This window comes from Bacteroidota bacterium, from assembly GCA_020161395.1.
GTDB lineage: Bacteria > Bacteroidota > Ignavibacteria > Ignavibacteriales > Ignavibacteriaceae > UTCHB3.
Map to the genome: position 1 here is coordinate 127514 of JAIUOE010000009.1, position 14943 is coordinate 142456.

The window sequence follows — 14943 nt, forward strand, 5'->3', positions numbered from 1 at the left end:
GATGTTCCAGGATTTTCTTCGGGCCCTTTTAGAGCAAATATTCTATCGTAATGTACCTTCCACACCCTGTAGAGAACCACACGGCGGTTCTTCTCCGGGAATCCTTTACAAAACCAATTCTGATACACGGTGACATTTTAAGCAATTAAGATGCCTTTAAGCCATTGTTTAGATACTTAATCTTTTTGGAAAATAGTATGAGTAAATACCTTAAATCGTTGAGAATACTACCCTGTTTGGTTTTATTGTTGAGTTTCACTGCGGAGGCCCAGTTTGATTCTGTAATCTTTGTAAAAAAAGCTCCCTACTGGAATGAAGCTGTGATCTACATGGGTGACCAAAACGATGACGGGTATGATGACTTTATCCTTTGCGTTCAGGATGCAAATGTAGGTCCAAATGGTTACGCAAATTTTTATTATGGAGGTAACCCTGTTTCCTCCACCTCTGCGTTGAAATTTCCTTACTATGCTCCAACCACCACCACTGCCTGTGATGTAAATAGAGACGGTTACAGAGATTTAGTCGTCCAAAGAAGAGGCAATGTTAAACCACAAATTATAGATATTTATTATGGCGGTCCTGAGATTGATACAATATCTGATTTTTCATTCTCCTGGATCGACAACATCTCCGATTTAGTAGAAATGATGGGACATAATTGGCCCATTGATTTCGACGGTGACGGATTTGAAGACTTTGTTTGTATAAGTGGATACAATGTCACCTCAGGATTTCTAAATGACAGAATATATTTTTTTAGAACAGACAGTCTCATGACAACCCAAGCATATCACAAAATTGAATTGTTCCCGGATCAATCGTACCAAATAAAGCGGTCGTATACAAGTTTTGCTGATATTGATGGTGACAGAAAGACTGATATTAGTATCGTTTTGGGTAAATATTCTGCACCGACAGCGGCACCTGAACGCAAGGTTCGCTTTTATTATGGGAATACAGATTTCGATTTTAATGGTTTTTACGAAATAACCGATACCATGGCATATGTGGATCATACCTATTTAATACAAGACCTTAACAATGACGGTAAAGGAGAGATAATCTTCAATAATCCGGGAACGCATCCTGATTGGTATTCGGATGTTTTTTCATTTGGTACCCGACCCCCAAACTTCACAGTGGAGCAGGGGATCAATACGCAAAATTACCCTTGGGCTGCGGCTTTTTCACCCGGCGATATAAATGCCGATGGATGTAATGACATGTTACGCCACCTGCCTTATTATATAATGAATCTCTATCTTGGAGGATACCCAATGCAGGAAGAGAGGACCAAAGTCTATTCGTCTTCGTCTTCGGGTATTTATCGAATAAATTTTGGAGGTAGGATTGGAGATGTGGACGGTGATGGAGTTGATGACATATGTATCGGTGAAAACGGAGGTACTGATCATACAGGAACCAACCAACCCGGTAATATTTACATAATAAAGGGGACAAGAAGTCCTGTTTCAGTAAAAGACGAGGCTGCACCCGAAACAACTGAATCTCAGTTAACTCTTAATATATCTCCAAATCCAACCTCCTCAAGTTTAAATATCACATACACTCTTCCCTTCGAAGGGGAAGTAGATATAAGTATTCACGATATAACAGGTAAAAAAGTTTACGCCACCACCCAAATTGAGAATATTGGCGAACATGCATTATTTGTTGATATTTCAAAAATAGTAAAATCATCAGGTGTCTATATTTTAACCATAGAATTACATCAAGGTGATAAAAGTGTATTAAAGAGTTTGAAACTTCAGTTCTTGAAGTAAAGGGAAAAAACTACAACAAAAAAAAGGAATGCGCTATGAAAAAGGCTGCATTAATCATACTTCTTTTAACAGGAATGTTCTTTGGACAGGACAGACCTCGTCCGGGAATTGATTATTTCCCGCATACAGGCTTTTTCGACTTTGTCGTTAATGCCCTGAGCCATCCATGGGATGGTACAACCTCTACATCGCTAATTTCGGAGTATAACTCTAAAGGGTGGTATCTTGATTCACTTAAAGATCTTGGGTTGACCAACATCGTTACCGACGGTCAATACCATCTTGATAATCTCCAATCCTTAAGACATTCATTTTTCTTGAATGATATGGGATTTCAATGGAAAAACAAAACCTGGGCTAATCCTCCCGTAATATTCACTCCTGCAGAGTACCTGAATTCCCTTGGGCATGATGTAAAGGATTATCCGCTTGAATTTGGAGGCGATATAGCAGGCTCAATTAATAAACTTAATAATTTTGGCTTCACCACAGCAGGCGGTTCAGGCACCTGTTATTGGGGTATGCAACCGAATTATCAACCACCGCTGGATGCTACAGGGGCGAATATTGATGAAACTATTAATACTACTCTACACAGTTCAAGATACTCTAAAGTTAACTCGCACGATCGGGGTGTAATGTTATGGGGAGTTCTCCCATGGACACAACTTGCTGATCCAAGCCTGTGGTACAAAATGAGGATTTATCTTCGGATGGAGGATGTCCCGACAAATGAGGAAGAGATTTTTACCATCAATATCAGTAATTGGACAGGAAACACAGATGATCCTCAACTTGAATTAAGGCGGGATTATTTTCGGCAAATAGCGGCACAAACAGGACCAATTGGTTTAACACAGGTTGTGATGAATACCGCTATTACTGATACAAATGACTATGTCTGGTTTGAATCAAATGCATTTCAGGTTAGTCAGGATATGGATCTCGGATTTTATATCTACTGGCATGGTAACGCAAGTATTTACATCGATAAGATTACTTTTGTCAGTACACAATTCGCGGAGCTGTATGTTGACTCAACAATAAGTGTTGATGAAATAGCTACTACATTATTTAACCGCTATCCGAATGGCGATTTAACGAATACGAAATTTCAAAGCTTCTATGCAGATGAACCATTTCAACTATCGGCACTTTACAGGAAAGAACTTCAATCTAAAATATACCAAAAAGCAACCTCGGTTAATGCTACAACATTGGAGTTAAATGGAGCGACCGGAGGTGTTCCGGCTTATTTTCTTGAGTTTGAACGAAATTATGCAAAGCCGGTAGGAGAAGAAGCTAAGCGATCAATTATTTACAACATTTACCCCATAGATGCCAATACCACAATTGGTCAGACAAGCATTCAGCACAGACTGGATGTTCTGATAAATTACGGAAACTTTGGTGAATCAGAAGATTATCAATTCTCCGGACTAAAAAGAGCTCAGATGGCTGCCCAAAACTTTACTCTTGATATTCAATCCGACGATATTCCTCTGATCTTTACCATGGGCGTACATTCAGAACAATATGTTACGGGTTCGCCAGGTTCACCGGTTTATGTCTCAGGTCCACATTCGAGGAGAGCCCCAACATGGAGTGAGATATTTGCTCAAGGGAATTTAGCTTTGGCTTATGGTGCTAAGGGATTTATGTATTATATGATCCCTACCAGGGCAAAACCACCTGTTCTAAAATTCAATCCTAATCTACAACAATACTATTATGACACAGTTTGGAATACTTATGGCTTATTTGATGCAGCAGGTGAAGTTTATGATACTTCTCATTCAACGATGAACGGAAGTGTACAACACCCTGAATACAATCAGATTAAAAACAAAAGATTTTTTGCGGTTAAAAGTTTCATATCCTCGATCAAACCAATTGAGTCAACGCTTTTGGGATTGAGGTGGAAGGATGCAAAAAGTTGGCATGATAACTCCTCATGTTCAGAAAATTGGATTGCTAATGTTTCCACCCGATATCCTTATTTTGGAAAAGACGATGATTCAAACAAAACATTTGTGGAAACAGGTTATTTTGTTGAAAAATCTCCCCCTTCCGGGAAAATTGAGGATGCAAAATTCATTTATCTGGTAAACAGAAGGTGCAATCTCCAACCTGAGAATTCACCCGATAACCTTGAAGAATATGCGGATACATCATGCAGAAATGTAAGATTTTATCTCAATTTCCCTAATTCAACCTGGGATTATTACACAGTTACAGATTTAAAAACTGACTCTGTGTATTTTACAACCAAAACAGGTGCAGTTACGATTTTCCTTGGTGCAGGAGAGGGAACCCTGTTAAAGATTGAACCACAGATTACAAATATTACACAAAATGATACTCTTGGTTACAACACAACATTTTACAGTGACCTGACAGTATCTAATAATGCAACACTTACCATAACCGGGGGCACAACACTGACTTTTAAGAATCATTCACGGCTTATCCTCTCCAATGGAAACCTGAATGTTGTCGGTACGGCTCAGGAACCGGTAGTGTTCGACTTTGTTGTCCCTTATTGGCAATCCACTCAAAACGGAATTGTTAACAACAATGGAAATGTCGTGTTAAATCATGCAAGGATCAAAAACGCGGGAATTGGTTACTACTCATATACCACTGATAATGATGACATTCAGAATTGCGAAATATTCAACAATTATTGGGGAATAGTGATGCATTGGACTCACAGTTATGGTACCGAGAAGGCAAAGATCGTTAACTGTAACATTCACGACAATGCAACCTGGGACAATCAGGGAAGAGGAATTACGCTATCGAATTCATCCCCAAAGATATACGCCACCACTATCAGAAAAAATGATTACGGCTTATACTGTGTAACAAATTCAAACCCCTATGATACAACTGACGAGATCAACAGTTACAACTTAATCGACAGCAACGATGTTGGAATAATAACTCTTAACTCATCACCGATGCTTGGTTATGTGGATAATGATCAAGGAGGTATCCTGATATCCGGTGGTGGAAACACGATCAAAAATAATTCCATATTCAATGTGATGGCAGATACCAACTGCAATGTCTATGTGGAACGGAATTACTGGGGGACAAAAGACCCGGCATTGTTTAACATATATTCAGTCACCGGCAGTATAGTCTATACTGACTATTATCTGGATGATCCGCCAACAGGATCGATTTACTCGGGATTGGCAAGTAAAGTAGCCATGAAGATTGACGATGAGTTGATATCACAGAGTCAGGGGAGGTTCACATCGGGCGGAGGACATAGTTTGTTAAGAGCGGCAAGGAAACAGATAAGACAAGGAAACATGACTGCAGCAAGGGCAATATTACTTCCGTTGATCAACAACCCGGAAAACATGCAAATGTCATGTGAAGCATTGGAGATATACGGTAAAACCTATAGCCCCGGAGACATCGAAAGTTACTTCTCGGTTCTTCAAACGGTTGGCAACCGGCCTGTTAAAAACGATCTTACGGCAAAGGCTCTGTTTTTGCTTTCGGAATATCAGATAGACAGAAAAGAAACTCACCTGACAAACCTGATATCAGTTTATCAAGGAACTGACCATGCAGCAAGGGCATCTTATCTGAAAATCATTCACCTGATTGGAGAAGGAAACCGGGACGAAGAGATTGATGCTCTCAAAAATGATATGAACAGATTATATCCATTGAGTTCATATACAAAAGAAGTAAATTACATTCTTACATCGGGCACGAATATGATGAAACCTTCAACGGTAACATCAACAACCGAGACTTTACCTTTAGAGTACCAACTCTTCAATAACTTTCCCAACCCGTTCAACCCTGAAACGATGATAAAATTCTCGCTAAAAGAGAGAAGCAGTGTAACCCTGACGGTTTACAGCATCACGGGGCAGAAAGTTGCAGAACTCATAAGCGGTGAAATGGAGAAAGGGTTCTATGAGGAAAGGTTTGATGGTACAAATCTTTCTTCAGGTGTTTATGTAATTCGTTTGAATGCCCAATCGCTTGAACATACAGGCTCCAATTACAGCAAAACGATGAAAGCTTTGCTCCTTAAATAGGGCTGAGGAATGAAGGTTGATGGCTGAAAAGCCCGCACAAGAATGTTAAATTATTAAGGCTGTCTCGAGAGGGTCAGCCTTTTAAAATATCTATGGTGAAATAAATTTCAATTATTGGTGTAATAACTCATGTTAAAAATATTTTTTAGATCTCTTGACATTAATTACAATAATTCGTAACTTATTATCAGGATATAATTAAACACGGGAGAGTAATGTAAACGCAGGAAATAAAATAACCGGGACAAAAATTGTCCGGTTATTACAAGTTATCCGGCAGGATGTTCCAGGATTTTCTTCGGGCCCTTTTAGAGCAAATAATCTATCGTATCGTACCTTCCTCACCCTGTAGAGAACCATATGGCGGTTCTTCTCCGGGAAACCTGCTGTTTATAAACATCCCCCTGATTTAACTCTTAATAACTCATGAACAATCTATTATTTATATAAATTGTCGTAGAGTAACCGGATTGTATTCCGATTGTACATCTTAATCAATGGTTTAGCATGAAAATGTTTTATATTTTGTTTCTTCTGGGTTTAGGATTATTTACGAGCTGTTCAGAATCGCCGACCGATAATGAGGTAGAAAAACCTGTTCTTACAGTTGACGATATGTCATGCACGGAAGGTTGGCTTAATCTGTCCACTCCTCCGGAGATGTTACCTGCACAGGTATTGCTACTGCAGGATAACCAGACAGTTATGTCCATTACGGTGGTAACTACTGATACGCTTTTGTACATACCCACTCTTACCCATTCCAAAGTTTATGTTTTTCAGGCATCAATAACTCCTCCCAACAATTCCACAATATTTTCCAATGTAACAAATCTTACCACACTTTCACCCACCGGCAATTCCTTTAGCCGTACCAAGCATTACCTCGGGAGTACAAATATCAACTATAGTTATGTAAATGATATTGCAATAATTAGTGAGAATGATATCTGGGCTGTTGGTCTGTTCGTTCTTCCTGATACCAATCTTTCAGGTTATTTAGACTACAATGCAGCACATTGGGATGGAACGGGATGGGAATATAAAAGAATTTGGTATGAAGTACCCGGAAATTTTCTTGCAGTACCTGAAATTACCGGAATATTAGCTTTTACCAATAATAATTTGATGTTGTTTAGTACTTTTGGTGTGACCTGGTATGATGGGACAACACAAATCCGTTCTGAAAAACTTCCATTGGCTACAGCAAATGTCTGGGGAAGCGATAGCAATAATATTTATGCCGGAGGTTATGGTGGCAAAATATATCACTACAATGGAACAGTCTGGACCCCTATTGAAACTGGAACTGATTTGTATGTAAACAACATTTATGGTGATTATAATAAAAGAACAAAATCTTATGAAATACTTGCCGTTTGTGCCGAATATTCTCTTGGCTTTACTTCAAAGATATTTAAGATAGAGGGCCAAAAGGCAACAGAAATAAGCAAACAAGGAATTTCAGATTTCGTTTTGAGAGGCTGGCTTTATCCAGGTAAAAAAATATTTGTTGTTGGTGATGGAATCTATTTTAAGGATATGAATGATTCAGAATGGAGCAAAGAAGAAGATCCAAATTTGATAACAATTTACTGCATAAAAGGAACCCGTCTAAATGATATATTTGCGGGTAGCACATACGATAGATTGTTTCATTTTAATGGAATTGAATGGAAAAAGTTGTTTCCTGAAAATCCCAATTCATCCTACGGTAAAATTAAAATAAAGAACAATATCGTTGTGGCAGCTGGATCAGATGGAAATCAGGGATTGGTAACAATTCTTAAAAGATAAAATTTAATTAAAGGAGGTCTTATGTTTCATCCGCCTTAGAAGTTTTGCATCGGAAATATTTTACTTTAAATTTAATTAATGAATTCATTAAAATATCATTCTCGATTAATGGAAACGATGAAAGCTTTGCTCTTGAAGTAGTCCCGATTCTCGTGAAATTCATTCGGGGGTCGGAAACCGAAAACTACAACTAATTTATACGGCTGTCTCGAGAGGGGCAGCCTGCCATTTCAAAAAGACCTGTGTGTTATGCATCAAGTTTATATTTTTGCATTGTTTTTGCTTTAAGTAATTGTTAGTTTTGCAGTCCATTTATGAATGTTTATATTTTTTATTGAAAAGAGTGAACGAACCGGTAGTTACACCGCAAGTGTGAGGGATAAGACATGAAACCGGCAATTTCCTTTATTTTGAGATTGCCTGAAGATTAATCGCGAAATGTGTAAAAGCACGAATACTAAAGTTGCTTTAATCCCTTCCAAACTTAAGAGAAAAAATAAAAATTCTCAAAAGATTTGCCCTTGCCTTTGCGGATGACGCATATAACTGCTCCATCGAAATGAAATATAACAGCCACGGTTTTGAATGAGTTTCCCCCTCACCTAACTAAACCTTGCCCGTTTATCCTTCGGGGTGACGGGCTTTTTTATGTCATCAGAATACCGGTGGTTAAAAAGAAATCTGCTAAGAGCGGTTCCACCGGTCAGATAAAAGGGAATTCTTAAGTCTCGAACGATTTTCAGCACTCCATCCTGTAGGGGGTAGAGGTTCTCCGTGTAAAACTTTTCTGACGAGTTCATATCTGTTCCTTATCTCCCGGTCTCGAATCTTTTCAATCAATTCATGGGTAAGGTTATGTATAAGGTTATCTTTGCCGTATAATTTAAGAATGCTATACCAGGGAACTCGCTCAAGAATTCTTTTAAGGATATACTCCTTGGTTAAGAAAGCATAGCCGGGTTCCTGCTCCAGAGTGATGAGATATAATTGAATTACATCAACATCATAATCCCAGAAAATCGGGTCGAGCGTTTCTTTTATAAAGGTTTTATCAGGCATACACAAATATAAAGATAAATAAAGAAATATTCTGCTCACCGGGCAAGTAATTCAAATGACGGTCTGTGTTTTCAAGCTGAATAAAACTCTCCTTTTCCCTTGCCTTAAATTGACAAATCTCTCTTATTTTGAAGTTACAAATTAAATTTTTTCCCCGATTATTTCAAACATTTACGGAGGAATCGTGAAGTTGAAGACGAATGTGATTACGGCAGTTCTTTTTACTATATTATTTGTCGTTGGTGGTTACGCTCAGAAGATTACGGACATTATCCAGCCCCTAAGAGTTGTATCGGGCAAGACGGGTGAATTCAGAATTTCTGATCTCTGGTATGCCGGTGACTACAAGGTGAAATTCAAGGAGAATAAAGCCCTCAAAGTATCCTATAGCGAAAAGGACAGCATCCTCAGGGTGGAAACTGACAAGGATTTCGAGGGAATAACCCTGCTTCCATTTGAATATAAAAAAACAGTTTATCAGATACCTGTTGTTGCTGCAAAACAGAGATTTCACACTTTTTCATTCAAGCCCGCAAAAAAATATAAACACCTTACGGTCATTGGTCAGTTTAACGCCTGGAACCGCCAGTATGACCCGATGACCGATGCAAACGGCGACGGTGTTTATGAAATATCCGTTCCGATAGAACCGGGTAGATACGAGTACAAGTTTTTTGGTGATGGTGAAGAGATAGTTGATCCCGCAAACAAAGATTCAGTACCGAACGGAATGGGAGCCTTCAATTCCGTTATTATCATTGAAAAACCGTTCAAAAGTCGTGCATTTCTCCATAACCTGGGAGTGAAAGAGTCAAAATCGTTCAGATTTTTCCATTTTATCTGTGAAAAAGATGGCAAACCGGAACCTGTTGCAAAAGAGAATATCACAGCTTTGCTCGACAATGAATCGCTTACCGACTCGGAAGTGAAGATTGAAAATGGAATTGTTGTTGTTACACTCCCCAGAATGAATATGAAAGGGAACCGGCTTTTAAGAGTTGCAATCACCAAGGACGGTCAAAAAACCAACTGGCAATATATCCAGTTACAGGATGGTGCCCCCGCCGGTAAAGGAAAATTCAACTGGTACGATGCGATTATTTATTCCATCATGATCGACAGATTCAAGGATGGCGACAAATCGATAAACAAGCCTGTGGTAAGAGACTCCGTTTTCCCGCCTGCAAACTATCAGGGTGGCGATTTTCAGGGAATAATCGACAAAATAAAGGACGGTTATTTTGAGAAACTCGGGATAAACACCATCTGGATTTCACCCGTGAATGACAATCCGATGACCGCCTGGAGGGAGTATCCTGCACCGAACAGATGGTACACAGGTTATCATGGTTACTGGCCCGTAAGTGATACAAAAGTTGAAGAGCAGTTTGGCACCATGGCAAAACTGAAGGAACTCGTGAAAGCCGCACACAAAAAAGGAATAAAAATTCTCCTCGATTTTGTTTCCCACCATGTGCATCAGGAACATCCCTGGTTCAAGCAGCATCCCGACTGGTTTGGAAGCCTCGATCTTCCCGACGGAAGAAAAAATCTCCGACTTTGGGACGAATATCGTTTGACCACCTGGTTCGAACCTTACATTCCATCATTTGATTTTACAAAATCGAAAAAAGCGCTCAATGCTGTAAGTGACAACGCAATCTGGTGGCTCGAACAGACGGGTGCCGACGGATTCCGCCACGATGCAGTAAAGCATGTTCCGAATGAATTCTGGCGTGTGCTTACGGCAAAAATAAAGAAGCACTTCAAAGGAAAGAGGGATATAGAGGTTTATCAGATCGGTGAAACATTTGGTGATTATGCGATGATCAGTTCCTATGTGAACAACGGTCAGCTCAGTTCACAATTCAATTTCAACCTGTTTGATGTGGCGATTGTTGCATTTCTGAATAAAAATGCTTCACTTGAGCTGATATCCACTGAAATGGAGAAAACATTCGATGTTTATGGCCCGATTCATGTTATGGGTAACATAATGGACAGCCACGACAAGATCAGATATATGGCTTATGCAGATGGCGACCTTGAAATAAACGACGGAAGAGCTGCCGAGATCGGCTGGAACGCACCGCCCAAGGTTGACAATCCTTCGAGTTATGACAAGCTGAAGCTTTATTACGCTTACATGATGACCATCCCCGGCTTGCCCGTGGTTTATTACGGGTCTGAATTTGGAATGACAGGTGCATCAGATCCCGACAACAGGAGAATGATGTATTTTGACGACAAATTAAACGGATATGAGAAGAAGACACTCGAAGATATAACCAGACTGATTGGTCTCCGCAACAAATATTCCGCCCTGAGGTACGGTGATTTTTATACTGTTGTCAGCTCGCACAATGTCCTTGGTTACATCAGATCTGATGCCAATGGCAGAGTGCTCGTGCTCCTCAACAAATCTGAAAAAGAGGAGGTTGTAACCGTCGATCTTCCTGCATTTTATGATGTCGGATATGCTGAAAATCCCCTCACGAAAGAAAGAATTGTTACCGAGAGTAATCAGATCAAGGTAAAATTAAGTCCTTCAGGATACGAAATCTTTCTTTTGGAAAAGTAAAATGCAAAGACGCGTTTTCTCAGGAAAGAGTTATCCTTTAGGTGCAACTGTAACCCCCGACCGCTCGGGGGTTAACTTTTGTGTCTATTCACGGAATGCCACAGCAGTAGAGATACTCCTCTTCGATTCACCCGAGGCAGGGCACCCCTCGGAAGTGATAAGATTGAGTATCCTTAACCACAGGACATATTTTTACTGGCACGCCTTTGTGGAGGGGATAAAACCCGGACAGATATATGCCTACCGTGTTTACGGTCCGTTCAATCCTGAGAAGGGGCTGAAATTTGATCCCGAAAAAGTATTGATCGATCCCTACTCCCTCCTTGTTGTGGATAATCTCTATAACAGGGAGGCAGCAAGAAAACCCGGGAGCAATGTGCAGTGCTCTATGCGAAGTGTGGTGGTTGATCCTTCCGACTATGACTGGGAGGGGGATATGCCGCTGAATCTCGAGCGGACGAGAACAATCGTCTATGAACTGCATGTGAAGGGATTTACTGCCAACCCTAATTCGGGAGTTGATGAAAAACACCGGGGCACATTCAGAGGGCTCATTGAAAAAATCCCGTATCTTAAGGAACTTGGCATCACCTCGGTTGAGTTGTTGCCGGTCCAGCAGTTTGATCCCCACGATGTAAAACCGCCTCTCGTTAATTACTGGGGATATAACCCGATTGCTTTTTTTGCTCCGCACAGGGCATACAGCTCCGATCAGTCGATTTTTGGTCCGGTAAACGAGTTTCGTGACATGGTAAAGGCACTGCATAAAGAGGGAATCGAAGTGATTCTTGATGTTGTGTTCAACCATACGGCGGAAGGAGACGAGACGGGACCCGTCCTTTCCTACCGAGGATTTGAAAACAAGGAATATTACATCCTCGATGAGGATAATCCCTACGGCTACGCAAACTACACGGGCTGCGGAAACACTCTGAATGCAAACAATACCGTTGTAAAAAGGATGATAATCGATTCGTTGAAATACTGGGTTTCCGTCATGCATGTTGATGGATTCCGTTTCGATCTCGCATCGGTTCTCGCAAGGGATCATGACGGGAAACCCCTTCAGAATCCGCCGGTTCTTTGGCAGATTGAGTCTGAACCCGTTCTCGCAGGCACCAAACTGATTGCAGAAGCCTGGGATGCGGGGGGCTTGTATCAGGTCGGTTCTTTTGTCGGTTACAAATGGGCTGAATGGAACGGGAAGTTCAGGGATGATGTGAGAAGATTTGTCAGAGGTGACCATAATATGACAAAAATAATAGCACAGAGAATATCCGCGAGTCCCGACATTTATCCCGATCCACTAAGGAATCCTGCACGCGGAATCAACTTCGTGACCTGTCACGACGGCTTTACTCTGAATGACCTCGTTTCATACACAATAAAACATAACAAGGAAAACAGAGAGGAGAACAGGGACGGAACAAATGAGAACTTCTCATGGAACTGCGGTGTGGAGGGACCAACAAACGACCGGGCTGTTGAACAACTGAGAAAAAGGCTTATCAAAAATTACATAGCGTTACTCTTTACCTCGCAGGGAACCCCTCTTCTGCTTATGGGGGATGAGGTTAGGCGGACGCAAAACGGCAATAACAACGCCTACTGTCACGACAATGTAATGAACTGGTTCGACTGGTCTTTGGTACACAAAAACAGGGATATTCTGCAGTTCACTAAAAAGATGATTCATTTTACCAGGACTCATCACATCTTCACATGGTGTTCACCTTGGTTAAGCGGCGGGAATTTTGGTGCTTCGATTATCGACTGGCATGGGGTAGAGCCCTTCAAACCCGATTTTAGCGACAATTCGCTTACAATTTCATATACCCTGAAAGATTTTTGGAACAATTCATACTACCACTTTATTCTGAACAGTTTTTGGGGTGAGCTGGACTTCAAACTGCCTCACTATAACAATGCCACTCAATGGGAGGTTATTGTCGACACAGCCCAGGAGAGTCCCAAAGATTTCCATCCTCCCGGTTCAGGTGTCTGTGTGGAGGGAGATAAATATCTCGCCACCGGAAGAAGTTTTGTGATATTGTATGCAACCATGAGATGAAGTTTGAGGTATGAAGTTTGAAGTATGAGCTGTCTTGTCCTGAATTAAGTTTACAGATGGAGAAATGATAAATTTGCAAAGGAGAAAAGCAAATGTCTGTAAACGAGAGAATAGTAAAGAGATATAGTGAGAGTTTTAAGCTTCAAGTGATAGAGGAAATAGAGCGGACGCACTGTTCAATCGATCGTATGCAGCGTAAGTACGGAATCACCGGTAACAATACTATAAAGCAATGGATCAAGAAATACGGAAGGACAAACCTGATGACAAAGAAGATACGAATAGAGACCCTGGAAGAAGCAGATCATATAAAGACACTCCAGAAGCGGATCAAGGAATTGGAGTCAGCGCTGGCCGATAGTATACTTCGTGAGCGAGCATATCGTGAAGTGGTGGCAGTAGCAAGTCAAGAGATCGGAATAGACTTAAAAAAAAAGTACAGCAAAAAGTCATAGATTTGTTAAATGAAAGGGAGAAACTGAGTATAGCGGGACTTTGTAGAGCTCTTGGTATAACGCGTCAGGGCTATTATCAAAATGAGCGCAGGGAAACTATGGAGAGGTTGAGGAATGAAATAATCCTTGAGTTTGTAAGGCTACATCGTCTGCATCACCCCAAAATGGGTAGTAGGAAGCTATACAGCCTTGCAAAGGCGGAACTGGATATGAGAGGAATAGGCAGGGACAGGTTCTTTAACATATTGCGTAACAATGGTTTACTGGTGGAGCGCAAGACAACTAAAGCAAGAACGACAAATTCTAATCATGGCTTTCAAGTTTACAAAAATGAACTTGATGAGAGTGCAATGAGCAGGAAGAACGGTGGGTAGTCAGTGATATAACCTACATCAGGGTGGGAGGTGGTTTTTATTATTTGAGTCTGATAACCGAAGTCAGTTCACGAATGATAGTTGGTTTCGATCTTTCTCACAGTTTGGGAATAGAGGGAGTTATCCGTGCGATGAAGATGGCATTCAGGGTGATCAGAGATACACAGGGAATGATACATCATTCTGACAGAGGGGTACAGTATTGCAGCAAAGAATATATAAAGTTACTCAAGAGTAAGGGAATAAAAATAAGTATGGCAGAGAGGGGAAATCCGTATGAGAATGCGATAGCAGAGAGAGTAAACGGAATTCTTAAATTAGAGTACAAACTTGGCAGCAGATTCAATAGTGTTGAGAGTGCACAAAAGGCGGTAAAAGAGGCAGTAAAGTTCTATAACTATGAAAGGCCTCACTGGTCACTAAATTTAAGGACGCCATCGTCGGTATATGAGAGTAGTGAAAAAAATTGAAAAAGGTCCCAGACTAAGGGGGATTGCATCCCCCTTAGAAACCCCTGCTGGTGATATATTTAAGTGGTCAATAGTCTAATTAATGTGTAAACTTTTTTTAGGACTTGACAAGCTATGAGCTATGAGGTATGAGCTGACAATTAGCTCATACCTGTTATGTTAAAAAGCAATAGGAGCACCCAAGTTTTCTTCATTTTCTGCACAAATTTCGTTTATATATTCGCTTTGTCCTCTTAGTTACCGAAAGGGTGGACATAGAATCTCCATGAGGGTGTCAAG

9 protein-coding genes are annotated in these 14943 nt (G+C 40.6%); 8 read left to right on the plus strand and 1 reads right to left on the minus strand.

Going from position 1 to position 14943, the window contains the following annotated elements:
• Positions 1-197 precede the first annotated feature (197 nt).
• From LCH52_13820 to LCH52_13830, 3 genes are all read left to right on the plus strand, one after another.
• Positions 198-1787 (plus strand): T9SS type A sorting domain-containing protein, encoded by a 1590-nt coding sequence (locus tag LCH52_13820; GenBank protein ID MCA0389562.1) that lies wholly within the window; start codon positions 198-200, stop codon positions 1785-1787.
• Positions 1788-1822: 35 nt separating this feature from the next.
• Positions 1823-5857: a T9SS type A sorting domain-containing protein gene (locus LCH52_13825; protein MCA0389563.1), complete on the plus strand. Its 4035-nt coding sequence runs from the start codon at positions 1823-1825 to the stop codon at positions 5855-5857.
• 660 nt (positions 5858-6517) lie between these two features.
• Entirely contained in the window at positions 6518-7654 is a 1137-nt protein-coding gene (locus LCH52_13830; protein ID MCA0389564.1) for a hypothetical protein, read from the plus strand.
• Positions 7655-8256: 602 nt separating this feature from the next.
• Here the strand turns inward: LCH52_13830 and LCH52_13835 are convergent.
• Positions 8257-8454 carry a hypothetical protein gene (locus tag LCH52_13835; protein MCA0389565.1) on the minus strand — a complete coding sequence of 66 codons (198 nt, stop codon included), beginning with the start codon at positions 8452-8454 and terminating at the stop codon, positions 8257-8259.
• 443 nt (positions 8455-8897) lie between these two features.
• Between LCH52_13835 and LCH52_13840 the strand changes: the two genes are divergently transcribed.
• From LCH52_13840 to LCH52_13860, 5 genes are all read left to right on the plus strand, one after another.
• Complete coding sequence (locus tag LCH52_13840) at positions 8898-11294, plus strand: hypothetical protein (GenBank protein MCA0389566.1); 2397 nt, start codon at positions 8898-8900, stop codon at positions 11292-11294.
• Between the two features lies 1 nt (position 11295).
• Positions 11296-13365 (plus strand): glycogen debranching protein GlgX, encoded by a 2070-nt coding sequence (gene glgX, locus LCH52_13845; GenBank protein MCA0389567.1) that lies wholly within the window; start codon positions 11296-11298, stop codon positions 13363-13365.
• 92 nt (positions 13366-13457) lie between these two features.
• Complete coding sequence (locus LCH52_13850) at positions 13458-13820, plus strand: transposase (GenBank protein ID MCA0389568.1); 363 nt, start codon at positions 13458-13460, stop codon at positions 13818-13820.
• A 2-nt stretch (positions 13821-13822) separates the two neighbouring features.
• On the plus strand, positions 13823-14194 hold the full coding sequence (locus tag LCH52_13855) for a hypothetical protein (protein MCA0389569.1): 372 nt from the start codon (positions 13823-13825) through the stop codon (positions 14192-14194).
• Between the two features lie 8 nt (positions 14195-14202).
• Positions 14203-14664 (plus strand): integrase core domain-containing protein, encoded by a 462-nt coding sequence (locus tag LCH52_13860; protein ID MCA0389570.1) that lies wholly within the window; start codon positions 14203-14205, stop codon positions 14662-14664.
• Positions 14665-14943 lie beyond the last annotated feature (279 nt).

Bases quoted from the DNA above. Each gene is read 5' to 3' on its own strand.
- LCH52_13820 (MCA0389562.1), top strand. From the start codon at position 198: ATGAGTAAATACCTTAAATCGTTGAGAATACTACCCTGTTTGGTTTTA.
- LCH52_13825 (MCA0389563.1), top strand. From the start codon at position 1,823: ATGAAAAAGGCTGCATTAATCATACTTCTTTTAACAGGAATGTTCTTT.
- LCH52_13830 (MCA0389564.1), top strand. From the start codon at position 6,518: ATGTTACCTGCACAGGTATTGCTACTGCAGGATAACCAGACAGTTATG.
- LCH52_13835 (MCA0389565.1), bottom strand. From the start codon at position 8,454: ATGAACTCGTCAGAAAAGTTTTACACGGAGAACCTCTACCCCCTACAG.
- glgX (MCA0389567.1), top strand. From the start codon at position 11,296: ATGCAAAGACGCGTTTTCTCAGGAAAGAGTTATCCTTTAGGTGCAACT.
- LCH52_13850 (MCA0389568.1), top strand. From the start codon at position 13,458: ATGTCTGTAAACGAGAGAATAGTAAAGAGATATAGTGAGAGTTTTAAG.